Genomic DNA, 22,568 nt, shown 5'->3' with positions numbered 1-22,568 from the left:
CGCCTCTTGACGGCTGGGCCTGGCACGGGCTCAATAGTGCGCCAATGGACCACTCCCATACCATTGAGCGGTCCGCACCCGATGAGAGGTGCGCATGTCCTCAGAGCACGCCCCGTCCGACGCCCCCGTCTCCCCCCAACCCGAGCGCAGCGCCGACGAGCAGCGGCTGCACGAACTCGGCTACGCCCAGGAGCTGTCCCGGACCATGTCCGGGTTCTCCAACTTCGCCGTCTCCTTCACCATCATCTCCGGCTGTCTGACCCTCTACGGGTACGGCATGAACACCGGCGGCCCGGTCCTGATCGTCTGGGGCTGGCCCTTCGTCGGCCTGATGACCCTGCTGGTCGGGCTGTCGATGGCCGAGGTCTGTTCGAGCTTCCCGACCGCCGGAGGTCTCTACTACTGGGCCGCCAAGCTGGCGCCGGGCCGCAGCGGACCCGTGGTCAGCTGGTTCACCGGCTGGTTCAACTTCGTCGGACAGGTCGCGGTCACCGCCGGCATCGACTTCGGCGCGGCCCAGTTCCTCAACGCCCTGCTGGACATCCAGGGTGGTTCAGCGCCACTCCCGGCCACACCGTGATCCTGTTCGGGCTGATCCTGCTGCTGCACGGTGCCCTCAACACCTTCGGGGTGCGGCTGGTCGCCATGCTCAACAACATCAGCGTCTGGTGGCACATCGTCGGTGTGGTGGTGATCGTCGGTGCGCTCGCCATCGCCCCTCGCACCACCAGTCCGCGTCCTTCGTCTTCACCCACTTCGCCAACACCACCGGCTGGCACAGCACCCTGTACGTGGCCGCGCTGGGCCTGCTGCTGGCGCAGTACACCTTCACCGGGTACGACGCCTCCGCGCACATGACCGAGGAGACCCACGACGCGGCCCGCTCCGGACCGCGCGGCATCGTGATGTCCATCGTGGTCTCGCTGGTGGCGGGCTGGGTGCTGCTGATCGGCATCACCTTCGCCATCCAAAGCTACAGCGGCGAGTTGGGCAGCGCCACCGGCGTCCCGCCCGCGCAGATCTTCATCGACGCGGTCGGCGCCACCGGCGGCAAACTGCTGCTGCTGGTGGTGAATCGGCGCCCAGTTGTTCTGCGGGATGAGCTCGGTCACCGCCAACTCCCGCATGATCTACGCCTTCTCCCGGGACGGCGCGCTGCCGGGGTCGGCGCTCTGGCACCGCATCAACTCCCGCACCCGCACGCCCACCAACGCGGTCTGGCTGGCGGCGGGCGGGGCCTTCGTGCTCGGCCTGCCGTATCTGTGGAACTCCACCGCTTATGCGGCGGTCACCTCCATCGCCGTCATCGGCCTCTACATCGCCTATGTGATCCCACCTTCCTGCGGCTGCTCCAGGGCGAGAGCTTTCGTCCGCGGCCCTGGCACCTGGGCCGCTGGAGCCGGCCGGTCGGCGTGCTCGCGGTGGTCTGGGTGGTGGTGATCACCGTGGCTGTTCATGCTCCCGCAGGTCAGCCCGGTCACCGCCAAGTCCTTCAACTACGCCCCGATCGCCGTGGTGGTGGTGATCGGCTTCGCCGGCATCTGGTGGCTCGCCTCGGCGCACACCTGGTTCACCGGCCCCAAGGTCCAGGGCACGGCGGAGGAACTCGCCGCCGTCGAACGCGACCTCGGCACCATCTGAACCGACCGCTTCCGGTGCGGGCGCCCGCTTCCCGTGGGCGCCCGCACCGGAGCGGAGCCCGCTGGGGCGGGGCGGGGGCTCGCACCGGGGCGGGGGCCTGTGCCGACGCGGGGCCCGCACCGGACGCGGGATGCCCGCACCGCGGGCAGGAGTTGAATCACCAGGGCTGGGCAGACGCTGGCCACGGAACCGTCCGCCTGCCTACCTGAGGGAGCCTCAGATGCCGCTCCGTTTTCACAAATCCTTCAAGATCTTCCCCGGCGTGCGCCTGAACATCAACGGACACTCGATGTCGCTCTCCACCGGCGTCGGCCGCGAGCATATGACCGTCAACACCAAGGGTCAGCGCACCAGCAGCGTCGACCTCCCCGGCCCCTTCTCCTGGCGCCGCACCAGCACCCGCCGCAGCCGCAACGACCGCTGACCAGGCCCACCGGTTCCTGACGCAAACGGCAGCCACCACAGCGAAGCCCAGCACCTGACCTGCCCCCTGGTGCTGGGCTTCGCCGCGCCGGCCGCCGTAGGGCGCAGCCCGCCGCCGAGAGTCATCCGAGCGCACCCGTCCCGGCTCGTGCCACCACAGCCAGGGCCAGAGCCCACGGATAGGCCCTCGGATCACCCTGCCCCGGCAGGTTCGGCACGAAGCCGCCCTCGCCCAGCAGCACCTGCACGCCGGCACCGCGAAGGTCCGCGACGCTGCGGTCGAACTGGGGGTGGCTGACAAAGGCGGCGTTGACACACGGCAATCGTCACCAGCGGGATGCCCTTCCCGATCGCCTCCGCCGCGACCCCGACGACGAACGAGGTCGTCAGCCCCAGCGCCCAGGAGTTGATCGTGTTGAACGTCGCCGGAGCCAGCAGGACGGCCGTCGCCGCAGGCCACACGTCCGGCTGTCCGGGCAGCTTGTAGGTGCTGCGGACCGGGTGCCCGGTCAGCGCCTCCAGGGCCGGAAGGTCGCCCTCCAGCCAAGCCGCAGCGGTCGGTGTCAGCCCGAGGCAGACGTCCCACCCGTCCGCCTGGGCCCGCTCCACGACGGAGGCGACGTCGAAGACCGGCGGTGCGGCGGAGCCAAAGAGGTACAGCACACGATCAGCAGCCATACCGGCCACCCAACCCCAGGCCGGCGCAACCACGCAAACCGCCCCCGAGCCCGCGGCCCAGACCTCAGCTTCGCCGAGCCAGCCGGTACGGTCCGAGGTAGTAGGACAGGGCCGCCAGGGAAGGGCCGTCGGCGATCTCGCCGCCCAGGGCCAGCTTCACCACGTCGTCCTCGCTCACCCACTCGACCCGCGTCGACTCGCTCGCGTCCTTCGGAGCGCCGGTGTATGTGCAGTCCGTCAGGTGGAAGCAGTGGAAGTGCATGGTGGAGATCCCCGCGAGAGCGTCGTACTCCATCAGCGGCACCGACTTCCCCGGCCGCCAGCCGGTCTCCTCCTCGACCTCCCGGCGGATCGCCGCAGCCGGGTCCTCCCCCGGCTCGGTCCACCCCGCCGGTACCTCCCAGCCCCACCGGTCGGTGATGAAGCGGTGCCGCCACAGGAGCAGGAACCGGCCCTGGTCGTCAGTGACCACCGACGTGGTTGAAGCGCGGGGCATCGTCAGTACGTGGTGGTCGACTCTGCCGACGCCTGGAATCTCGACGTCGTCCAGCCACACGTTGACGTAGTCGCTGCCGTAGACAAGGCGGCGTCCATGGCTCACCCAGCGCACCTGCCTAGTCCTCTCAGTCGCGGATCCGTGCCTGCGACTCTCTCACGCGCCCGGTCAATTCCAGTACCCCTGATGCCGCGCGCCACGGCTGGAGGCTGCGCTGCAGGGCCTGGGCTCGGATGACCGTGGGCTGGACGATGCTGCCGTCGACCATGTCGAGCGCAGCATGCCCCAGGTGACAGGCCTCTTCAATCTCGCCCTGCCCGATGCGGCATTCTGCAAGGTCGAACATCAGGAGCGCACGACCCTTGACGTCATCGCGGGCCCGATGGCTGAGGGCGCTCCCCAGGAGACCCGCGGCGCTGTCGTACTCCCCAAGGAGCACATGCGTGGTACCGGAGATGCCCTCCAGCCGCGCTGCGTCGAAGAAGTCGATACCCCCGATATCACCGCCGAAAGCGAGTTGCTCCTCGGCGCGGTCCCGTGCGGCCAGGGCCTGCGACTGTTGGCCCTGGGCGGCATGGGCGCGGGCCAGACTCGCACTGATCCATGCCCGGCGGCGGGGTGGCGCACTGATGGCGAGGCGGTCGGCGCGGCCGAGAGTTTCCACAGCCTGCTCGGTGCGGCGGGTGCTGTACAGGCTGATGCTCTGCATCGTCAGGAGCCATGCGGTCAGGCCGTCGTCATCGACCTCTGCGGCGGCGATCTGCCCGAGGTGGATCAGGGCGCTGGACTGGCCGGCGTCGCCGGTGTCCAGGAACGCCAACCCGAGAAGCCCGCACAGGACGCCGAGGAGCTGGACGCATCGGCGCCGTGCGGTGACGGACTGGGGGTGGCCAACGAACTCGTGAACCTTGGCCATTTGCCGGGTCATCGCCGGGATCAGCTGAAGTGGCGGGGTCGACGGGTACAGCATGGCGTTCCGGAGGACGGCCGCTTCGAGATGGAGGAGCACTTCGGGACTGGCGGCGGAGCGGGTGAGGGTGTCGAGGATGTCCCACGTCTCGACGCTCACCGAGGTGCCGGCCTGCGGGACGGCTTGAGAGTCAGGCTCCCATGCCCGCCCGGCGAGGCCGAGGAGGTGTCCGGGGATGTGGAGGCCGTCGGCGATGCGCTCGATGACGTCCATGTTGGTGATGACCCGGCTGCCGCTCATGTACTCGGTGACGGCGACTGGTGGTCAGGCGGGCAATGCGGGCCGGATAGATCCCGGCGCGGATCTTCAGGAGGAGGAAGACGTCGCCGATGCGACGTTCCTGGCAGGCTGCTACGAACCCAGGGTCGTTGAGGAGATGGGCAGGTAGGGATGTGGGTGGGGTCATGCCCTGCTCCCGAGCTGTCGGGTCTACACGGTGGGTTACGAGGCTACCGGCGACCGAGGGGGACATGGTGGGTACTCACGGTGGCCCTGATGCTGACCGGCCAGGATGCCGACGCTGTGTACATGCCTCAACTTTCCGCGCCGTGTGGCGACGCACCCGCCTACACCGACGACCAGCTCCACGAGCGGGCATGCATCGTCTGCGGCGACGATCAGGTCCCGCTCCACCCAGCCGGGCACGTCACCACCGAGGACCGTCCCGGGCACCCGTTGGTCTGGGCTATCGCGGCCTGCTCGGGCCACACCGGGAGCCGATCGTGACCGCCCCGACCGACGCCCCGGCGCCGCGGCCGTCTGGCTACCTGCAGCCCGAGTGCTCTGTCGGCCGTACCGACCCCACGTTCCGCCACGGCTGCCCGGCCTGCCCGTACCCCGGCTTCCGGCACCCGGTCCTCGGCTGGCAGGAACGCCCCTGCGCCTGCACCCACCACACTGCGGAGGCCACGAAGTGAGCGCCGACGAGGAGCCGACCGGGACCGCGCCCGGGTACTGCCGACGCTGCGGAGCCTGGGGTCCGGCCAAACGGCTCGTCGCTGAGATCCACGGGGACTGCAGGGCCGGCGGAACCGTCGTGGAATGCACAGGCCCGTGCAAGCGCCGGATCCCGGCGAGCCCGCCGGCGCGGACGTACTCCCGCTGAACTGTGGTCAGTAGTAGCCCTTCTTGCCGTCCAGGAGTTCGCGGATGGCGTCCAGGTGGCCGATGTGGCGGGCGGTCTCCTCGAGCATGTGGAGCAGCATCCAGCGCAGGCTGCCCGCGGCGGAGCGGAAGTCGGGGTGGCGGCCCGCCTCGTCCAGGGCGTGGGCTGCCACGATCTTGTTGGAGACCGCGCACTGCTGCTGGTACTCCGCCAGGAGCTGGGCGAGCGGGATTCCGTCGACCATCATGTCGGCGTCCTCGGGGCCATCGTCGAACTGCGGGCCCTCGGCCGGGCCGCCCAGGAACAGCACCTCGAACCAGCAGTGCTCGACCCAGCGCAGATGCGAGACCACGCCCGCCATCGTCATGTACGGGGAGTCCGGCAGGGTGGCGCGATGGGCGTCCTGCTCGGACAGCCCCTCGCACTTTCCAGCTGACGATCGCACGCTGCATGTCGAGCCAGCCGACCAGTTGCGTGCGCTCGTCGGCGGTGAACGGGGGACGGTCACGGGGAAGAGTCATGGCCGCTGACCGTACCTGAATGCCATGTCGTCAGCACCTGGATTATGCGGGCGAATCCATGGGGCGGGCCGGGGTAGGGGCTCGGCAGAGGCGATGGAGGCTTCCGTCGTCCGCACCCCTGTCGAAAGAGGTTCCCCATGCTTGGAATAGCTGCCGCTGTGGCGTTCGGCGTGGCCTTCGTGATCAACGCGGCCAACATCGCTGTGGACAGAGTCTTCTCGCCGACAAGTCTGATGCTGCTCGGCCTGACCCTGCTCGCCCTGCACCTCTCCGGAGTCGGCACCACGACCTACACCCCGCGTCGCCGCACCCGCCGCTGAGCAGAGGGAACCCAGCCGTCCGGCCCGCACAGTGCTCCGTGCGGGCCGGACGGCTGTCTACGTCTACCCACCCGCCAGCTCCGCGGCCACCGCGTCCGCGCCGAGGCCGATCATCCAGGTCAGCGGGGCGCCGGGGAGGAAGCGTTGGAGTTCGCGGTCCAGCTCGGCCTTGGCCGCCTCGTCCAGCGCGGGACGGCCGTCGGCGAGGCGGCGGACCACCTCCCGGTAGAACAGCAGGTACTGCCGCTGGGCGGCGAACAACTCGGGCCCGGCCGGCACCCCGTGGCCAGGGAACAGCCGGGTGGCCTCCGCCAGTTCGACGGCGAGGGCGTCCAACGCCTCCAACCACAGCCCGCTGTGGCCGTCCGCCGTGTACGAGTGGACGTGGTGGAAGGCGAGGTCGCCGATGAAGGCGACCGTCCGGCCGCCGCTCGGCCGGACCAGGAAGAAGCTGTCGGCATGGCTCTCGGCCGGTCCGACCTCCCGCGCGGTGTACGTCGCGCCGTCGATCCCGACCTGCTCCTTGTCGGCCAGTTCCACCGTCGGGTACCCGGTCACCGCGGGCCACTCCGGGCCGTAGACCGGCCCCCACTGGGCCCGTTTGGCGTCGGCGATCCGACGGATCGTCCGGGCCACTCCCCCGGTCGCGTAGACTGGGACGTCGCTGTCCCCGACCAGGGCGTGCACCCCGTTGAAGTGGTCCGGGTGGGCGTGGGTGACGAACACCGCCAGCAGCGGCTTCCGCAGCGCCCGCAGCCGGGCGCCGAGCGCCGCGATGTCGGAGTTGAGCAGGCTGGTGTCGATCACGACGACACCCCTCGGACCTTCCAGCAGATAGGAGTTGACGCTCAGTCCGGTTTCGGCGGCGGTGTGGGTGTGCAGGGCGAGCAGGTCGGACAACGGCTCGGACATGATGGAGTTCCCCGGTTCCGTGACATGGCTGGAGTGCTGGTGCCAGCGACCGTAGGACCGGTACCGTCCACCAGGGAAGTACGTACTTTCTGGTGCCTATACCCGCGAGAAGGCGTCCGTGGAACCTGACGTGTTCGACCCGAACTGCGGCTCACGCGAAGTGCTGGACCTGATCGCCGACAAGTGGAGCGCGCTCATCCTGTACGCCCTGCTGGACCGCACCCTGCGCCACGCGCAGTTGCAGCGCGCGGTCGGCGGCATCAGCCAGAAGGTGCTCACCCAGACCCTGCGCACCCTGGAGGCCGAGGGGATCGTCCGGCGGGTCGCGTTCCCGGTGGTGCCCCCGCATGTCGAGTACTCGCTCACCCCGCTGGGGGCATCGCTGTCGCCGCTGCTGGTCGAGGTGTGCCGCTGGGCGGAGGACCACCTCGCCGAGGTGCGCGCGGCCCGCGACGCCCCCGCCGCAACGCAGTCGGCCGACAACCCGGGGCGCAACCCGCGCCGCAACCCGCGCCTCCACCCGGGCCTGGACCCCAGCCGCCGGGCCGGCTGAGATCAGCAGCCCCTCGAACCTCCCGGCGCACTCCCCGGGGATGCATACTTCTGCCCGTGACCAGCCGACGCCTTCCGCGCCACCCGTTCCTGGACCACCCGGGGCCGCTCGCCTTCGCCCATCGCGGCGGGGACCTCGGCGGCCCGGAGAACTCCATGGCGGCGTTCACCCGTGCGGTCGCGCTCGGCTACCGGTACCTGGAGACGGACGTCCAGGCCACCTCGGACGGCGTCCTGGTCGCCTTCCACGACACCCGGCTGGAACGTGCCACCGACGGCGCGGGCGCCATCGCCGCACTCCCCTGGCGGGCGGTCGCCACCGCGCGGATCGCCGGGCGCGAGCCCATCCCGCGCTTCGAGGAGCTGCTGGACGCCTTCCCCGACGCCCGCTTCAACGTCGATGTGAAGGCCCCCGGCGCGGTCCGCCCGCTGGTGGCCGCCATCCGCCGAGCCGCCGCCTGGGACCGGGTCTGCGTCGGCTCCTTCTCGGACGGACGGCTGGCCGCCGTCCGGGCCGCCGCCGGGCCCCGGCTGGCCGCCTCGCTGGCCCCGCGCGCCATCCTCGGCCTGCGGCTGCGCTCGCTCAGCGGCCCGGTCCGGTGGACCGGCTGCTCGGCGCGGCCGCACGGCGGCAGGCGGTCTGCGTCCAGGTGCCGGTGCACTGGCCCGCCAACGGCCTCCCGCTGGTGGACCGCCCGTTCGTCCGGACGGCCCACGCGCTCGGCCTGCAGGTCCATGTCTGGACCGTGGACACCGCTGATCAGGTACATGCCCTCCTCGACCTCGGAGTTGATGGCATCATGGCGGATCGCATCGACATCCTGCGCGATGCGCTGATCGAGCGCGGCGCCTGGCCCGGCCAGTAGCAGAACCGGGCCGGACCCAGGGGGAGCACAACCGCACGTGAGCACCGATCCCGACACAGCCGTCCTGCGCCGCCAGCAGTACGGCTGGTTCTTCAACGACTGGGCCAACGCCGCCTTCTCGGCGACCGTGCTGACGGTCTTCCTCGGCCCCTACCTCACCACCGTGGCCACCAACGCCGCCGACGCCCACGGCGATGTGCACCCGCTGGGCATACCGGTCCGGGCCGGCTCCTTCTACCCCTACGCGGTCTCCGCCTCGGTGCTGCTCTCGGTCGTGGTGATGCTGGTCGCCGGGACCGTCGCCGACCGCACCGGGCTGCACCGCCGGCTGCTCTGCGGCTTCGCCTACCTCGGTGCCGCCGCCACCCTCGGCATGTTCTTCCTCCGCGGGGACCGCTACCTCCTCGGCGGCGGCCTGCTGGTGCTGGCCAACATCTGCTACGCCGTCTCGGCCGCGCTCGCCAACTCCTTCCTGCCCGGGCTGGCCGCCCCCGACGACCGCGACGCAGTCTCGTCCAGGGGCTGGGCCTTCGGCTACGGCGGCGGCGGCCTGCTGCTGATCATCAACCTGGCCATGTACGAGGGGCACGCCGCGCTCGGGCTGACCCAGGGAACGGCGGTCCGGCTCTGCCTGGCCTCGGCCGGGGCCTGGTGGGCGGCCTTCACCATCCTGCCGATGCGGCGGCTGCCCACCCGCCCGCAGTACGGCGCGGCGCTGGCCACCGTCCCACCCGAGCAGCAGATGGAGCAGATGGAGCAGATGGAGCAGCAGGCGGCCGGGGGCACCCTGCGCGAGTTGACCGCCACCCTGCGCGGAATGCGCCGCTACCCGCTGACACTGCTCTTCCTGGTCGCCTTCCTGTTCTACAACGACGGCATCCAGACCGTGATCTCGCAGGCCTCCCTGTTCGGCAGCAAGGAACTGCACATGGGCCAGGGCACCCTGGTCACCGCGATCCTGGTGGTCCAGGTGGTCGCCATCGCCGGGGCCCTGCTGCTGGGCCGACTGGCCCGCAGCTTCGGCGCCAAACGGACCATCCTCGGTTCGCTCGTCGGGTGGGTCTTCACGCTGGCCCTCGGCTACGTCATGCCCGCCGACAGCGCGGCCTGGTTCTTCGTCCTGGCGATACTGATCGGCCTGGTGCTGGGCGGCAGCCAGGCGCTGTCCCGGTCGGTCTTCTCGCATCTGATCCCGGCCGGACGCGAGGCCGAGTACTTCAGCCTCTACAAGATCAGCGACCGCGGCACCAGCTGGATGGGGCCCCTGGTGTTCGGCCTCGCCTACCAGCTGACCGGGAGCTACCGGGTGGCGATCATCTCGCTGCTGGTGTTCTTTGTGATCGGCTTCCTGCTGCTGCTCCGGGTCCCGGTCCGGCGGGCCGTCGAGGCGGTGGGCAACCCGGTCCCCGACCGGCTGTGAATGGACCGGCGGCTTCGGGGAAGTCGAGCAGTGTACGCCGCGAATCCCCCGCCCACTACCGTCACGGCATGCGAAAGTTTCGCAACTCAGGGTGATATCTGTGCTCAGATGTGACAAATCGGATGGGTGTGGGTACAAACAGGGGCGGCACGACGGAAGACGCATCTCCCCACCGGGAATCTTCGACGGTTGCCGCACGTTGCACCAACTGACGAAGACAGCGACATCCAGTCCTGTGGGCCATAAGCCCGGGAGGCACGATTCATGAGTGAGCGAGCTCTCCGCGGCACGCGACTCGGGGCCACCAGCTACGAGACCGACCGCGGCATCGACCTGGCCCCGCGCCAGACCGTCGAGTACGCATGTACGAACGGCCACCGCTTTGAGGTGCCGTTCTCTGTAGAGGCCGAGATTTCCCACCGCGTGGGAGTGCCGCTTCTGCGGCAGCGAGGCCCTACTGCTCAATGGCGAGGAGCCGGAGGAGAAGAAGGCCAAGCCGGCCCGGACGCATTGGGACATGCTGATGGAAAGGCGCACCCGCGAGGAGCTTGAGGAGGTGCTCGCCGAACGGCTCGCAGTACTGCGGTCCGGTCGGATGAACATCGCCGTCCATCCTCGCGACAACCGCAAGTCAGCCTGATCCAGGCGCCCGCCCCCACCAGGGCGGGCACGGCAGGGCCCGGGACGAGGCACCACCACCAGGTGCCGCGTCCCGGGCCCTGCCGTGTTTCTGCGGTCCTGCCGTGTTGCTGCGCCCACACCCACGAGCCCACGCGAGCCCCGGTCCGGAGCGCTCAGCGCAACTGGTCCCGGTCCGTGCCGTAGCCGTAGGGGTCGTTCTTGGTGAACGGGTCCGGGTCGACCACCTCGCCGACGATGACCTCGCCCGGGACGACCCGGCCGTCCGGACGGTGGATCCGCAGCTGCTCGGTGCTGCGGCGGACCCAGCGGTCCGGGAAACGCCGCAAGCAGGGCCGCTGTGGCGGGAACAGGCAGGCCAGCCGAGCAGGTCGGAGAGCAGCCCCGGGAGGATCAGCAGCAGCCCTCCGGCGATGGTGACCGCCGTCCTGGTCTCGTTCCCGATCGGTCGGCCGCCGGGGCCGCGCCCGGGGCCGCTCCGGGGCCGCCGCGCATGCCGGCGGTGGCGCTGCGCAGCGCCCGCAGCCCGGCCCGCTTGATCACCCAGCCGCCGAGCAGCGCCGAGACGACCAGCACGGCGAACAGGCCGAGCCCGCCGATCCAGCCGGCCAGCAGGATCAGCAGCCAGATCTCCAGAACCACCCAGGCGGCCACCACCAGCGGCAGGAACCTGCGCAGCCCTCGTCGCGGACGGGTATTCGCTTGTACCTGGCTCACCGTGCTGCCACTCCCCTTGCGCTCGGGCACGCCGCTGCACGGACATGCCTCTTGCCTGGTCAACGTGCGGAACCGGAAAGGTGTTCCGTTGACCAGGGTGCACTCAGTTGCGGGCGCTCTGCACCTCGGCCCCGACCTCGGGCTCAACCGCGGGCTCGACCTCGGCCACCGGGGCGGGCACGCGTCCGAGCCGGTAGTTGACTCCCCAGACGGTGACCCGGAGCAGTGCCTCGACCAGGATGTTGCGGCTCATCTTGCTGGCGCCGAGCTCGCGCTCGACGAAGCTGATCGGCACCTCGGCGACGGTGAACCCGGCCCGGACCGTGCGCCAGGCCAGGTCGACCTGGAAGCAGTAGCCCTGCGAGGCCACCTCGTTCATGCCGATTGCCGAGCAGGGTCTGCTTGCGGAAGGCACGGAAGCCGCCGGTGACGTCGCGGACCGACAGTTTCAGCATGGTCCGCGAGTAGAAGCTGCCGCCACGGGAGATCAGCTGCCGGCTCACCGGCCAGTTCACCACCTCGCCGCCGGGCACCCAGCGCGAGCCCAGGGCCAGGTCGGCCCCGCTGCGCAGGGCGGTGAGCAGGCGCGGGAGCTGCTCCGGCTGGTGCGAGCCGTCCGCGTCCATCTCGACCAGGACGTCGAAGCCGTGCTCGATGCCCCAGCGGAAGCCGGCCAGGTAGGCGGCGCCGAGGCCTTCCTTGCCCTTCCGGTGCAGCACCTGGATCTGCGGGTCCGACTCGGACAGCCGGTCGGCCTCGGCCCCGGTGCCGTCCGGACTGTTGTCGTCCGCGACCAGGATGTGCGCCTCCGGCACGGCAGCCCTGACCCGGGCGGTGATGAGCGGGATGTTCTCCAGCTCGTTGTAGGTCGGGATGATCACGAGGATCCTGCCCAGGTCACCGAAGGTCTCGGTGCCCTCAATGCTGCTGTCCGTCACGGACCGGCCCCTTCTTCTGCTGCATCACTTCAGCGTTGGTGTCTCGTCGTGGACCCGTCTGGTCCTCAACGCGTTCCCGCGCGCCTCCGGAGCGCAACGGCTGCCCCGACCGCGAGCAGGCCGATCATGGCGAGGATCCACTCCGGCACCGCGCCGACCCGGTCCGCGAGGGTCAGCGGGTCGCGGAGCGGGACCGAAGCCTCGATCTCGGCGGCGGTGGCGAGCTGAGTACGCTTCAGCACGCTGCCGTCCGGCTCGATCACCGCGCTGATCCCGCTGGTGGCGGCGATCAGGACGGCCCGTCCGTGTTCGACGGCCCGCAGCCGCGACATCGGCGAACTGCTGGTCCGGCTGGCCGGTGTGCTCGTACGTGGCGTTGTTGGTCTGCACCACGAGTACCCGGCCTCCCTTGCTGACCGCGTCGCTCACGATGCCGTCGTACGCCACTTCGAAGCAGATCACGTCACCGATCCTGGCGGACCGACCTGAAGGATAACCGGTACTGGTACCCGGGGCGAAGTCACGGGCCACCCGCTGCAAACGGGTGATGTACTTCGAGAGCACGGAGCGGAACGGAACGTACTCGCCGAAGGGCACCGGGTGCTGCTTGGTGTAGTGCGCGCCGGGGCCGGGGTGGACCGCGTCGGACGGGGCCCAGACGATGCCCTCGTTCTGGACGTGCTGCGCGTCCGGCCCGTCGACCAGCGCACCGACCAGGATCGGGACGCCGATGGAGTCCACCGCGCCCTGGATCGCCGAGTAGGCCTCGGGCGTGGTGTAGGGGTCCACGTCGGAGGAGTTCTCCGGCCAGATGACCAGCTGCGGACGCTTGACCTTGCCCGCCGCGACCTGCTGGGCCAGCTTCTCGGTGGCCGCGACGTGGTTCTGCAGCACCTGCATCGGGCGGCCGAGGAAGTCCATCCCGGCGTGCGGGACATTGCCCTGGATGACCGCGATGTCGGCCTGGGCCGGGCCCCCGGCGGTGGTGCCCGCGGTCGGCAGCGGCACGGCGTAGCCGACCACGCCGGCGGCCAGGGCGATGGCCACCGCGCCCAGCGCCTTCCGGCGCTTCCCGGCCCCTTCAGGGCCGCGCAGGACGTTGCCGCGCAGGTCGTCGCCGCGCAGCGCCAGCACGGCGGCCGCCAGCAGTGCTCCGCTGAGCGCCACCGCGAAACTGACCAGCGGGGCGCCGCCGAGTGCCGCCAACGGGGTGACGGCGAGGTGGTGTTGGCGAAGGCGAGCCGGCCCCAGGGGAAGCCGCCGAGCGGAACCCGGTCCCTGGCCCACTCCTGGGCCACCCAGAGGCAGGCGGTCCAGAGCGGCCAGCCGGGCAGCCGGGAGACGGTGGCCAGCCCGGCCGCCATCAGGGCCAGGAACAGCGACTCGAACACGGCGAGCAGCAGCCAGGCGTCCGCGCCGATCACGGTCAGCCAGGCCAGCAGCCAGATCAGGAAGGGCGCGCCGAAGGCGAACCCGGTCCAGGCGGCCTGCCGGGCGGTGCGGCGGTGGGTGAGCAGGCTGAGCCCGGCCACGGCGACCAGCGACAGCGGCCACACCCCGTAGGGCGGGAAGGACAGCGCCAGCAGCACACCGCAGGCCAGCGCCAGGACGGTGCGCGGGAAGCCGGCCCTGAGCTTCCGCCGGCGCCGGGCCAGCCGGGAGGCCGCGGGCGGAGACGCGTCGGCGGCAGCGCCCGAGTCGGCGTCGTCGACACGCAGACCTGGGTCGAGGGGGAGGACCACGAGCGCCACACTCACTCACGCGTTGGAGGTACGTTTCCGAAGACCGTACAGCGTGAAGGCCGGGAAACGGCCTGCGGGTCCGCCCGACGGCTGGTGGGACCGGCTCTTACTCACCTTGCCAGCGCGGATCCACCCGCAGCGGTTCGACGCACAGCACGGTGCCCTGGGTGGTCGCGGTGACCCGCTGGACCAGGGCGAACTCGCTGCCGGGGACGTCCGCGCACTGGTTCCGGTCGGTCGAGCCGGGGAAGGACTGGACCACCGCGAACTGCGCCGCGTCGCTGCCGCAGTCCACCGCCCGGTCCCCGGTCCGGCCCACGCAGTCGCCCTGCTTGGCCGCGGGGACGGCGGGCTGGTGCACCGGGCCGACCCGGTCCGCGGAGAGGTGCGCGCCGCCGTAGCTGAGGGCGGCGACGACCAGGGCCCCGAGCACGAAGACCAGGGCGATCCTGGCGGTGGTCCAGTAGCCGTCCTGCTCGGTCTGCGTTGACGCTTGATGCTCGGACATGTCGCGGCCGTCCCGTTCGGAGAGGGTCTCCTCCCAGTCTGCGCCGGGTCAGCGGCTCGCGCCCAGCACCGCCAGCAGCGAGGGGTTGACGATCTCCAGGATCGACGCCACGTCCTCCGCGGCCACGGCCGGCCACAGCAGCGCACGGGCGTGGGAGTACTTGGCGGCCAGGCGGTCGCGCTGCGCCTCGGGCAGCAGCGCGGCGCGCTCCGGGACGCTGTTGTGGGCGTTGTCGGAGATCTTCAGCAGGCAGGCGGCGTAGTCGCCGCTGATCTCCCGCAGCATCTCCTCGTAGGGGACGCCGGGCCGGTTGCTGACCCGGAGCACCAGGCCCACCACCGCGGCCGGCACACCCGCACTGAGCAGCCCGGCCGCTGTCGTCCCGGTGTCCTCGACGGTGTCGTGCAGTAGCCCGGCCATCCGCAGCCCGGTCCCGAACGGGGCGAGGCCGGCCGCGACGGCGCGGACGTTGCTGGATGTAGGGAACGCCGCTCTTGTCGACCTGCCCGGCGTGCGCGCGGTCCGCCAGCGCGTCCACGGCGGCGAGGGTGATGCCCATCCGGCTCTCCCCCTCCTCGTAGTTCTGTGCTCGTGCCGACGGGCGCGGCCCGAACGCTCTTCGGTCCGACCTGGGAGCCGCTGGCTGCGGATCGACCGAAGGCCGTTGTCTACTGAGCGTCCGGGCCGTGCCCGGGTCTCACCTAACCGACCGGACCCGGTTGGCCTGCCGGCGCCCGCGCTCCCCGGGCCTGGAGCGACTGGACCTGGCTGCCTGTCGGCGCTCCCCTGACGGGGACGCCGCTCTATGGCCCAGTTGTGGTCCCGGGTTTTGCGTGGAGGTGTTCCGGTCGGTCGGTCTGCGGAGGATTCCGGAAGGTGGACGCCGCCGAACCTACTCGCCGCCTCCGGTCGCCTGTCAACCGCCCTCCGACCTGCCCAAACGGAGTAAAACCGCAGGTCAGAGCGCTGTGAACCAGTCCATCGGGTGATCGGGACACCCGCCGTTCGGCGGTATCCGGACAGCCGCGACCGCCCGGCGCTCTAACCCTCGTCCCGGGCCAGGTGCACGGTGCGGCCGTTCACCACGGTCGCCAGGCAGCGCGGGAGATCGCCGCCCGGAGTGAGGTCCGGCAGGCCCGGCACGCCCGAGCGGGGGTCGGTGGACCAGTTGGAGACCCGCTCGTCGGGGGCCTGAACCACCAGTTCGGTCGGCGCCCAGACGGCGTAGTCGGCCGGTGCGCCCGGGACCAGCACACCCGCCTCGTCCCGGCCCAGCGCGCGCCAGCCGCCCCTGGTGTGGGCGGTGAACGCGGCCCGGACCGAGATCCGGTGGGCCGGGGTGCGGTGGAACGCGGCGGCGCGGACGGCGCCCCAGGGGTCCAGCGGGGTGACCGGCGCGTCGGAGCCGAAGGCCAGCGGGATGCCGGCCCTGACCATGGCCGCGAAGGGGTTCATCGCGGCGGCCCGCTCCGCGCCGAGGCGGGTGACGTACATCCCCTCCGGGCCGCCCCAGGCGGCGTCGAAGGCGGGCTGCACCGAGGCGGTGAGGCCCAGCTCGGCGAAGCCGGCGATGCCGTCCGCGTCCAGCAGCTCGGCGTGCTCCACCCGGTGCCGCAGCGCGCGCACCCGGGCCAGGCCCAGCTTCTCGGCGGCGGCCTGGCCCCGGCGACCACGGCGCCCAGTGCGGCGTCGCCGATGGCGTGGAACCCGGCCTGGATCCCGGCCTCGGTGCAGGCCAGCAGGTGCCCGGTGATCTGCGCGGCGGTCAGGTACTCGGCGCCCTCCCCCGCCCGGTCGGCGTAGCGGTGCTGCAGACAGGCCGTGTGCGAGCCCACCGCGCCGTCCACGAAGAGGTCGCCGCCGGCCCCGACCGCACCCAGCCGGCGGGCGGTGTCCACCGCGCCCAGCTCGCCCCAGTAGCCGAACACCTCGGGGCCGCCGCCCTCGGCGGCGAGCGCCAGCAGGGCGGTGAAATCCTGCTCGGAGGAGATGTCGGGTCCGGCGCACTCATGCACCGAGCCGATGCCCAGCTCGGCGGCCCGGCGCAGCATCGCCCGCTGTGCGTCCTCGCGCTGGCGCGGCGTCAGATGCGCCAGCGCGGCCCGGCGCACGGCGTGGTGCGCGTCCCCGGTGAGCGGGCCGGCGTCTCTGCCTGAGGCCCCGCCATCGCCTTGTTCAGGGCCGCCGCCGACCAGCGCCCGGAGCGCGGTGGAGGCCAGCGCCGAGTGCACATCGGTGCGGGAGAGGTAGACGGCCGCGCCGCCGCAGGCGCGGTCCAGCTCCTGCTGGGTCGGCGGACGGCCCTCGGGCCAGCCGGTCTCGTCCCAGCCGTGGCCCATCAGCACGCCCCCGGTCCTGGCGGCGGCGGGCTGTGCGCCGACGAACTCCTCGATCCGGCGCAGCGCCTCGGCGAGGCCGGGGCAGCCGGTGAGGTCGAGGCCGGTCAGTGCCAGACCGGTCGAGGTGGCGTGCACATGGGCGTCCACAAAGGCCGGGGTGACCAGCGCCCCGGCGAGGTCGACCACGGCGTCCGCGTCCCGCGCGTAGCTCTCGGCCGCGCTGTCCGAGCCCACCCAGGCGACCGTGCCGTCCTGCACCAGCAGGGCGGTGGCGAAGGGGTCGGCCGGGCTGTAGACGTCGCCGCCGCGCAGCAGCAGGGTGCGCACGGCGGGCTCGTCCGGGGCGGGCAGGGCGGGGCGGGGGGCAGCGTGGTCCATGGGCACCAGTCTGCCCGGCGACCGGTCTGCTCAGCTCAGGCGGGGCGGGCGGGCCTCGTAGGGGGTGCTGAGCACCACCGTGGTGCGGGTGGAGACGCCGGCCGCGGTGCGGATCTTGGCGAGCAGGTGCTCCAGGTCGCTGGGGACCGACACCCGGACCTTGAGGATGTAGTTCTCGTCGCCGGCCACGCTGTGGCAAGCCTCGATCTCGTCCAGCGGGGCCAGCCGCTCCGGGATGTCGTCGGGGTCGCTGGGGTCGAACGGCTTCACCGAGATGAACGCGGTCAGCGGCAGGGACACGGCCTCGGGGTCGACGATGGCGGTGTAGCCGCGGATCACCCCGCGCTGCTCCAGGCGGCGCACCCGCTGGTGCACCGCCGAGGTGGACAGGCCGGTGGCCTTGCCCAGGTCGGTGTAGCTCATCCGCCCGTCGGCGACGAGCAGCTGCACGATCTGACGATCCAGTTCCTCCACGTCCCGGAGGCTATCCGACTGCGGCGGCTCCCGCGTACAGCCCGGGTATCGGTGGCGCAGCGCCAGTGTGACCAAGGACACAGTGGGCCGGGTCAAGGAAGTCTTAGCGCAGGGTTATGGGCGGCCTGTGCTGGGCAGTCCTGGCATATGACTCCTCCCCTCCCGGGGACACACGAGGGACCGGGGGGAGCGCACCAGTGTGGTGACCGCCCCCCTGCGTACTGCGAAGGGTCGTCGCCATCCTTCTCCAAGGGGGATCACATGCCTGCCACCGATGAGCTGACGCCTGCCGTCGAGCCGATGCTGGGACCGACCCCGGCGACGGCGAGACCTGGGACATCCAGCGGCTCCGCTGCCCCGACTGCGACCGTCCGATCGCCCTGGTCGGCGACGAGTACCAGTTCCCGCAGCACGCGATGCTGCCGACGGCCTGGCACCCCTTCTCCCCCGCCGTCTGCCCCGGCTCAGGACGCGCCGTGGACGAGGCCGAGGACCTGGAGGACGAGCCGGACTTCGACCCCGAGCCCTCGCTGGAGGCCCTGCTGGCGCTGCCGCCGGAGCTGGACTGGCGCCGGCAGCCGTTCTCCCACGTCGGCGGGCCGGGATCGAAGCCGGTGCGGCCCCGGATCCCGGCCCAGCGGAGCTGATTGACCGGCAGTCAGCCCGTCGGCCCTTTCAGCCCGTCAGCTTGCGGCCGATCACCATGCGTTGGATCTGGTTGGTGCCCTCGAGTATCTGGAGCACCTTGGCCTCGCGCATGTACCGCTCCACCGGGTGGTCGGCCGTGTAGCCGTACCCGCCGAGCACCTGCACCGCGTCGGTGGTGACCCGCATCGCCGCGTCGGTGCAGAACAGCTTGGCCATCGCGGCCTCCTTGCCGAAGGCGAGGCCGGCGTCCCGGCGGCGGGCCGCGGAGAGGTAGAGCGCGCGCCCTGCCTCCACCGCGGTGGCCATGTCGGCGAGCATGAACGACAGCCCCTGGAACTCGGCGATGGGACGGCCGAACTGGGTGCGGGTCCTGGCGTACTCCACCGCGTAGTCGAGGGCCGCGCGGGCCACCCCGACCGCGCAGGCGGCGATGCCCAGGCGCCCGGAATCCAGCGCGGACAGCGCGATGGAGAAGCCCTGCCCCTCCGCGCCCAGCAGCCGCTCGGCCGGGACCCGGGCCCCCTCGAAGCGGATCTGGGCGGTCGGCGAGCCCTTGAGGCCCATCTTCCGCTCCGGGGCGTCCGCCACCACGCCGGGGGTGTCGCCGGGCACCAGCAGCACGCTGATCCCGCTCGCGCCGGGGCCGCCGGTCCTGACCATGGTGCTGTAGAAGTCGGCGACCCCGCCGTGGGTGATCCAGGCCTTGGTCCCGGTGACCGTGTACGCGCCGCCGTCAGGGTCCAGCTCGGCGCGGGTGCTGAGCGCCGCCGCGTCGGATCCGGCCTGCGGCTCGGACAGGCAGTAGGCGCCCAGGAGTTCGCCGCCGAGCAGCTCCGGCAGCCAGGCCTGCTTCTGCGTCTCGCTGCCGAAGGTCGCCAGCGCGTGGCAGGCGAGGGTGTGCACGCTGACGCCCATGCCGACCGTGAGCCGCCCGGCCGCCAGCTCCTCCAGCACCTGCAGGTAGACCTCGTAGGGCTGGTCGCCGCCGCCGTACTCCTCCGGGTAGGGCAGGCCGAGCAGTCCGGAGCGGCCGAGCAGGCGCATGGTCTCGCGCGGGAAGCGGCCCTCGGCCTCGCCCTCCGCCGCCTCGGGCAGCAGCTCGCGGGCGACCAGCTCCCTGGTCAGGGCGAGCAGGTCGGCGGCCTCCTCGCTGGGGAGCTGGCGGTCCAACGGTTTCGGGGACTCACCCGAGCGGCTCGACTGGCTCATCGCGGCTTCACGCCTCCTGCACGTCGCGGCCTGGGCGCCTCCGGGTCGCGGGCGCCTCCGTGCCGGCCACCGGCAGCGCCGTCACCCGGTCGGAGTGAACGCTCGCTAACATGCGTGGCGAGGTGAGTATGCCCCATTCAGCGGCCCGAGTCACCACATACCGTCGAGTATGTGACCGAGCGTAATCATGCGTGCCCGGACCCGGTGGCCTGACCCGGAGCCAGTCCACAACCGGGGGCGCCCGGGCCCACCGGCACCGGTTCCGGCGGGCCCCACCTGCGGGTGGTCCGTCCGCAGCCCCTTGACCTGCCGCCTCAACAGGAACTACGTTCTGTTCAGCGCAGAAAACGAGACAATCGTGCGCTCCAGGACACGACCCGGCAGCCGTTCCCTGACGGTTGCTCTAAAACGAATCGCCGATCTTGCTGGGTTGCTCAGAAGCCGTTCCCCCGTGGTTTTCTGAGCAGCTCAGCTGGACCGGCGATTTTGGTTTTCCCACGACGGAATGACCGTCAGAGCCCCGTCCGAATTAACCACCGCATGGTCGATGACCTGCCTCAACAGGGCGTTCTTCTCGGCGGGGACCAGCGTCAACCACTCTGCGACAAGGCCGATCGCGACCTGCACGGCCGCCGCCCGCTCCGTCTCTTCGGCACTGGTGTCCTCCTCGGCCGCCAACTGCTTCGCCGCGACGGCCTTCTCCCGACGTAGATCACTCAGCGTGATCCTGAACTCCTCTTCGAGGGTCCCATCGGGGTCGTCCTCGACTGCCAGCGCGTAGGCCCGCAGGTGCCGCTTGATCGCCCGCTCCAGCCGCTGCACTTCCCGTTCGGCCTGGAGCCGCACATGGTCTGCATCGGACTGCCGAGGTGGCACGACGGGGATCGCTGGCATCTGATCAATCCCCGCGCCCAACCGCTGCAGCCAGTCGAAGAGTTGGACTTCCAGCTCTTCGCGCAGCTGCTTGGGCTGGTCGCAGGCGGATGGACCGCGGTCCCGGCCTATGGAGCACGACATCAACTTGCGGAGACCAGAGCCGCCCTGGAGGGAAAAGGAGCCTCCGCAGGTGCACTTGAGGAGCGCCGTGAGCGGGTAGACCGCGTTCCGGGCGCGAGGCGGGGCGGACTTGGTGAAGTCGCGTCGGCGCAGATACTGGCGCCATTGGGTGTCGCTGATGATAGCGGCGTGCCTGTACTGCTCGTCCTCGCTGCGCAGATAGATGTGCTCGGGACAGTAGCTGCTGTAGGGCGTCACAGTGCAGAGCGGGTTGTGAACTCTCAGATAGCCGGCCGGGAATCCGGAGTCCATGAAGTTGCGGACGCTGGTGTGACCCCAGGGTCTGCCCTGGGCGTTGAGGATGCCGGCCCCGTTGAGCCAGTGCGTGAGTGCGGTGAAGCCGGACCCGGCAACGTAGCGCTGGTAGAGGCTGATGATGACGTCGATCAGCTCTGGGTCCGGGAGGTACTTCTCCTCCTGGATCAGGAAACTGCCGTCCAGTTGGGGCAGGCAGCGCGGGTGCCAGATGTAGCCGAAGCGCTTGCCGCCCTGGGCCGGCAGGCCGTGTCCGCGGCGCCAGGCGTGGGTTTCCTTCCACTGCTCTCCGGCGCGGTCTGACTCGAAGGCTCCGAACTCCAGGAGCATGCCGCGCTGGAAGCGGCCCATGGCGGTGCGGGCGTCTACTTGCTCGGTGGCGGACTGAAGTTGGCCGCCTGCCATTTCGACGCGTTGGATGTTGACGGCGTTGCCGTAGCGGTCGCGGCCGAAGCGGGAGTACTTCCATACTCCGATCTCGCGTGCGACGCCGGATTCGACCTTGGCTATCGCGCGCATGATCTTGCGTTTGAAGTTCCGGCCGGTGGCGTCGAGGTCTTCGACCCACTCGACGATGCGGCGGTTCTCGCGCCTGGCCCAGTCTTCGATGGACTTGCGCTGCAGCTCCGGGGAGATCATCTCCTCGCGGGCCATGCTGACGCGGATGTAACCGATCGCGGGCACAGGGGCTGAGTCCGCGTCTACCGCCTTCGCTGCCATCGCATCCCTCAGTGCTCGCCGGCGCGGGGCGTGTGGGTGTCGAGCGGACGCCAGGTAATTGGCAGGTGAATGACGTTGCCGTCGCCAGGGCCATCGTCGACAAATCCACGTTGCGCGTGCTCTAGGCCCTTTTTGTAGGCGTTCGCTTCCACCTCTGCGATGCTATTAGCATATTGCGCGTTCGTGGCAACTCGCTCGCGCTCCAGCGCCCTTAGACCGTTCTCGCGTTCGAGTTGCGCTTTTTCGTCCCTTTTCCGATCGTTCACATCGCTCTCACGACACAGTCGCTCGGACTCCAGGTCCAGCGCCGCGCGGGCCGCGTAGAGCTGCTCGCGCTCGCGGTCGAGTTCGTCACGCTTGCCCTGAAGGCTCTTCTGTCGACTGATGGACCAGCAGAGCATGAGGAACGCTGCGGCCAGGAGCGACCCGATGAAGACGGTGGTTCCCTGGTCGGAGAGGTTCACCTCCCCATGGGCGAGGCCGATGCCAGTCATTCCAGCACCTGATGCGATTCCCGTCAGCGTCAGGACGCCGATGATCCCCCGAAGATCCTACGCACGCTCATCCCGCCTATCTCTCTGCAGCCGTACCCCCGTCGGGCTCGCTCTGACCGTCACTGCTTTCGATCTTGCGTGCAGCGGCGATCGCTGCGGCAATGACGGCCCGATTCCCTGGATTGCGGATTGCCAGCTCATCGAGCGCCTGAGCGGGGGTGATGGGACGCGATCGTACCTTTGGGTCGTTGAGGTTCGTTAGAGATTCGGCCGAAATAATCCCCGACTCGACAAGAAATTCCCTCATCCGAACGCCGAGGAGGTCAGCAAGTGCCTCAAAATACTCGGGACTTGGCATGGCCTCGCCGTCAATCCAGCGGCCCACGGTGCTTTTTGAGACACCTACCCGCTTGGCGATCGCGACCCTGGCGCCGCCGCGGAGTGCGTCGATGTCGTAGCCAGCGCCCCTGAGGGCGTCGGAGAAGTACGCGCCGAACCGTTCAACCCTGGTTGTCATGTCTGCGCCTTCGCTCCCCATGCTTTTCAC

General features: G+C 70.7%; 19 protein-coding genes and 8 pseudogenes. 10 read left to right on the top strand and 17 right to left on the bottom strand.

The window, feature by feature from the left end:
• Positions 1-94: 94 nt before the first annotated feature.
• Both ACXKR8_RS43235 and ACXKR8_RS43230 read left to right on the top strand, forming a co-directional pair.
• Positions 95-1,641, top strand: a pseudogene (locus tag ACXKR8_RS43235) (amino acid permease).
• A 220-nt stretch (positions 1,642-1,861) separates the two neighbouring features.
• Positions 1,862-2,065: a DUF4236 domain-containing protein gene (locus ACXKR8_RS43230; RefSeq protein WP_458269998.1), complete on the top strand. Its 204-nt coding sequence runs from the start codon at positions 1,862-1,864 to the stop codon at positions 2,063-2,065.
• Positions 2,066-2,186: 121 nt separating this feature from the next.
• Here ACXKR8_RS43230 and ACXKR8_RS43225 read toward each other — a convergent pair.
• The 3 genes and pseudogenes from ACXKR8_RS43225 to ACXKR8_RS43215 all read right to left on the bottom strand — a co-directional run bounded on the left by ACXKR8_RS43225 (position 2,187) and on the right by ACXKR8_RS43215 (position 4,421).
• Positions 2,187-2,742: pseudogene (locus ACXKR8_RS43225) on the bottom strand (flavoprotein).
• A gap of 64 nt (positions 2,743-2,806) precedes the next feature.
• Positions 2,807-3,343 carry an NUDIX hydrolase gene (locus ACXKR8_RS43220; RefSeq protein ID WP_458269996.1) on the bottom strand — a complete coding sequence of 179 codons (537 nt, stop codon included), beginning with the start codon at positions 3,341-3,343 and terminating at the stop codon, positions 2,807-2,809.
• Between the two features lie 22 nt (positions 3,344-3,365).
• A complete protein-coding gene (locus tag ACXKR8_RS43215; protein ID WP_462100080.1) occupies positions 3,366-4,421 on the bottom strand; it encodes a hypothetical protein in 1,056 nt (351 codons plus the stop codon).
• Here ACXKR8_RS43215 and ACXKR8_RS43210 point away from each other — a divergent pair.
• Both ACXKR8_RS43210 and ACXKR8_RS43205 read left to right on the top strand, forming a co-directional pair.
• Positions 4,411-4,596, top strand: a complete 186-nt coding sequence (locus tag ACXKR8_RS43210; protein ID WP_462100079.1) for a hypothetical protein — start codon at positions 4,411-4,413, stop codon at positions 4,594-4,596. The genes ACXKR8_RS43215 and ACXKR8_RS43210 overlap by 11 nt on opposite strands.
• 334 nt (positions 4,597-4,930) lie before the next feature.
• Complete coding sequence (locus ACXKR8_RS43205) at positions 4,931-5,125, top strand: hypothetical protein (RefSeq protein ID WP_458269994.1); 195 nt, start codon at positions 4,931-4,933, stop codon at positions 5,123-5,125.
• Between the two features lie 195 nt (positions 5,126-5,320).
• On the opposite strand, the pseudogene ACXKR8_RS43200 reads toward ACXKR8_RS43205, so the two are convergent.
• Positions 5,321-5,834 (bottom strand): annotated as a pseudogene (locus ACXKR8_RS43200) (DinB family protein).
• Between the two features lie 137 nt (positions 5,835-5,971).
• Here ACXKR8_RS43200 and ACXKR8_RS43195 point away from each other — a divergent pair.
• Positions 5,972-6,154, top strand: coding sequence for a hypothetical protein (locus ACXKR8_RS43195; protein WP_458269992.1), 183 nt, complete (start codon positions 5,972-5,974; stop codon positions 6,152-6,154).
• 63 nt (positions 6,155-6,217) lie between these two features.
• On the opposite strand, the gene ACXKR8_RS43190 is transcribed toward ACXKR8_RS43195, so the two are convergent.
• The gene (locus ACXKR8_RS43190; RefSeq protein WP_458269991.1) at positions 6,218-7,066 is read right to left on the bottom strand and encodes an MBL fold metallo-hydrolase; all 849 of its coding nucleotides are present in this window, start codon (positions 7,064-7,066) and stop codon (positions 6,218-6,220) included.
• Between the two features lie 118 nt (positions 7,067-7,184).
• On the opposite strand from ACXKR8_RS43190, the gene ACXKR8_RS43185 reads away from it, so the two are divergent.
• The 4 genes and pseudogenes from ACXKR8_RS43185 to ACXKR8_RS43170 all read left to right on the top strand — a co-directional run bounded on the left by ACXKR8_RS43185 (position 7,185) and on the right by ACXKR8_RS43170 (position 10,544).
• Entirely contained in the window at positions 7,185-7,619 is a 435-nt protein-coding gene (locus ACXKR8_RS43185; RefSeq protein ID WP_458269990.1) for a winged helix-turn-helix transcriptional regulator, read from the top strand.
• 56 nt (positions 7,620-7,675) lie between these two features.
• Positions 7,676-8,484 (top strand): annotated as a pseudogene (locus ACXKR8_RS43180) (glycerophosphodiester phosphodiesterase).
• Positions 8,485-8,521: 37 nt separating this feature from the next.
• Positions 8,522-9,904, top strand: a complete 1,383-nt coding sequence (locus tag ACXKR8_RS43175; protein WP_458269988.1) for an MFS transporter — start codon at positions 8,522-8,524, stop codon at positions 9,902-9,904.
• A gap of 264 nt (positions 9,905-10,168) precedes the next feature.
• Positions 10,169-10,544 (top strand): annotated as a pseudogene (locus tag ACXKR8_RS43170) (RNA polymerase-binding protein RbpA).
• 154 nt (positions 10,545-10,698) lie between these two features.
• Here the strand turns inward: ACXKR8_RS43170 and ACXKR8_RS43165 are convergent.
• From ACXKR8_RS43165 to ACXKR8_RS43130, 8 genes and pseudogenes are all read right to left on the bottom strand, one after another.
• Positions 10,699-10,872 (bottom strand): hypothetical protein, encoded by a 174-nt coding sequence (locus ACXKR8_RS43165; protein WP_462100078.1) that lies wholly within the window; start codon positions 10,870-10,872, stop codon positions 10,699-10,701.
• Positions 10,873-10,936: 64 nt separating this feature from the next.
• The gene (locus ACXKR8_RS43160) at positions 10,937-11,260 is read right to left on the bottom strand and encodes an FxsA family protein (RefSeq protein WP_462100077.1); all 324 of its coding nucleotides are present in this window, start codon (positions 11,258-11,260) and stop codon (positions 10,937-10,939) included.
• Between the two features lie 103 nt (positions 11,261-11,363).
• Positions 11,364-12,198 (bottom strand): annotated as a pseudogene (locus ACXKR8_RS43155) (polyprenol monophosphomannose synthase).
• A 65-nt stretch (positions 12,199-12,263) separates the two neighbouring features.
• Positions 12,264-13,940, bottom strand: a pseudogene (gene lnt, locus ACXKR8_RS43150) (apolipoprotein N-acyltransferase).
• A gap of 106 nt (positions 13,941-14,046) precedes the next feature.
• A complete protein-coding gene (locus tag ACXKR8_RS43145; protein ID WP_458269983.1) occupies positions 14,047-14,448 on the bottom strand; it encodes an LppU/SCO3897 family protein in 402 nt (133 codons plus the stop codon).
• A gap of 48 nt (positions 14,449-14,496) precedes the next feature.
• Positions 14,497-14,868, bottom strand: a complete 372-nt coding sequence (locus ACXKR8_RS43140; protein ID WP_462100076.1) for an HD domain-containing protein — start codon at positions 14,866-14,868, stop codon at positions 14,497-14,499.
• A 621-nt stretch (positions 14,869-15,489) separates the two neighbouring features.
• Positions 15,490-17,165, bottom strand: a pseudogene (locus ACXKR8_RS43135) (amidohydrolase).
• 30 nt (positions 17,166-17,195) lie between these two features.
• Positions 17,196-17,639 carry an Lrp/AsnC family transcriptional regulator gene (locus tag ACXKR8_RS43130; RefSeq protein WP_458269980.1) on the bottom strand — a complete coding sequence of 148 codons (444 nt, stop codon included), beginning with the start codon at positions 17,637-17,639 and terminating at the stop codon, positions 17,196-17,198.
• 416 nt (positions 17,640-18,055) lie between these two features.
• On the opposite strand from ACXKR8_RS43130, the gene ACXKR8_RS43125 reads away from it, so the two are divergent.
• Positions 18,056-18,286 (top strand): hypothetical protein, encoded by a 231-nt coding sequence (locus ACXKR8_RS43125; protein ID WP_462100075.1) that lies wholly within the window; start codon positions 18,056-18,058, stop codon positions 18,284-18,286.
• 28 nt (positions 18,287-18,314) lie between these two features.
• Here the strand turns inward: ACXKR8_RS43125 and ACXKR8_RS43120 are convergent, their stop codons facing one another.
• The 4 genes from ACXKR8_RS43120 to ACXKR8_RS43105 all read right to left on the bottom strand — a co-directional run bounded on the left by ACXKR8_RS43120 (position 18,315) and on the right by ACXKR8_RS43105 (position 22,559).
• Positions 18,315-19,496 (bottom strand): acyl-CoA dehydrogenase family protein, encoded by a 1,182-nt coding sequence (locus ACXKR8_RS43120; RefSeq protein ID WP_458269978.1) that lies wholly within the window; start codon positions 19,494-19,496, stop codon positions 18,315-18,317.
• Between the two features lie 468 nt (positions 19,497-19,964).
• Complete coding sequence (locus ACXKR8_RS43115; protein ID WP_458269977.1) at positions 19,965-21,491, bottom strand: recombinase family protein; 1,527 nt, start codon at positions 21,489-21,491, stop codon at positions 19,965-19,967.
• A 44-nt stretch (positions 21,492-21,535) separates the two neighbouring features.
• On the bottom strand, positions 21,536-22,021 hold the full coding sequence (locus ACXKR8_RS43110; RefSeq protein ID WP_458269976.1) for a hypothetical protein: 486 nt from the start codon (positions 22,019-22,021) through the stop codon (positions 21,536-21,538).
• A gap of 76 nt (positions 22,022-22,097) precedes the next feature.
• The gene (locus ACXKR8_RS43105; RefSeq protein WP_458269975.1) at positions 22,098-22,559 is read right to left on the bottom strand and encodes a helix-turn-helix domain-containing protein; all 462 of its coding nucleotides are present in this window, start codon (positions 22,557-22,559) and stop codon (positions 22,098-22,100) included.
• Between the last annotated feature and the right edge of the window lie 9 nt (positions 22,560-22,568).

It is taken from the genome of Streptacidiphilus sp. PAMC 29251, from assembly GCF_054208735.2.
This window is presented reverse-complemented; position numbering and strand designations above follow the sequence as displayed.

What these genes read in the sequence shown, in the direction of transcription:
- ACXKR8_RS43195 (WP_458269992.1), top strand. Translation starts at nt 5,972, where the DNA reads ATGCTTGGAATAGCTGCCGCTGTGGCGTTCGGCGTGGCCTTCGTGATC.
- ACXKR8_RS43125 (WP_462100075.1), top strand. Translation starts at nt 18,056, where the DNA reads ATGCTGCCGACGGCCTGGCACCCCTTCTCCCCCGCCGTCTGCCCCGGC.
- ACXKR8_RS43210 (WP_462100079.1), top strand. Translation starts at nt 4,411, where the DNA reads ATGACGTCCATGTTGGTGATGACCCGGCTGCCGCTCATGTACTCGGTG.
- ACXKR8_RS43215 (WP_462100080.1), bottom strand. Translation starts at nt 4,421, where the DNA reads ATGGACGTCATCGAGCGCATCGCCGACGGCCTCCACATCCCCGGACAC.
- ACXKR8_RS43145 (WP_458269983.1), bottom strand. Translation starts at nt 14,448, where the DNA reads ATGTCCGAGCATCAAGCGTCAACGCAGACCGAGCAGGACGGCTACTGG.
- ACXKR8_RS43190 (WP_458269991.1), bottom strand. Translation starts at nt 7,066, where the DNA reads ATGTCCGAGCCGTTGTCCGACCTGCTCGCCCTGCACACCCACACCGCC.
- ACXKR8_RS43230 (WP_458269998.1), top strand. Translation starts at nt 1,862, where the DNA reads ATGCCGCTCCGTTTTCACAAATCCTTCAAGATCTTCCCCGGCGTGCGC.
- ACXKR8_RS43140 (WP_462100076.1), bottom strand. Translation starts at nt 14,868, where the DNA reads ATGGCCGGGCTACTGCACGACACCGTCGAGGACACCGGGACGACAGCG.
- ACXKR8_RS43105 (WP_458269975.1), bottom strand. Translation starts at nt 22,559, where the DNA reads ATGGGGAGCGAAGGCGCAGACATGACAACCAGGGTTGAACGGTTCGGC.
- ACXKR8_RS43110 (WP_458269976.1), bottom strand. Translation starts at nt 22,021, where the DNA reads ATGACTGGCATCGGCCTCGCCCATGGGGAGGTGAACCTCTCCGACCAG.
- ACXKR8_RS43120 (WP_458269978.1), bottom strand. Translation starts at nt 19,496, where the DNA reads ATGAGCCAGTCGAGCCGCTCGGGTGAGTCCCCGAAACCGTTGGACCGC.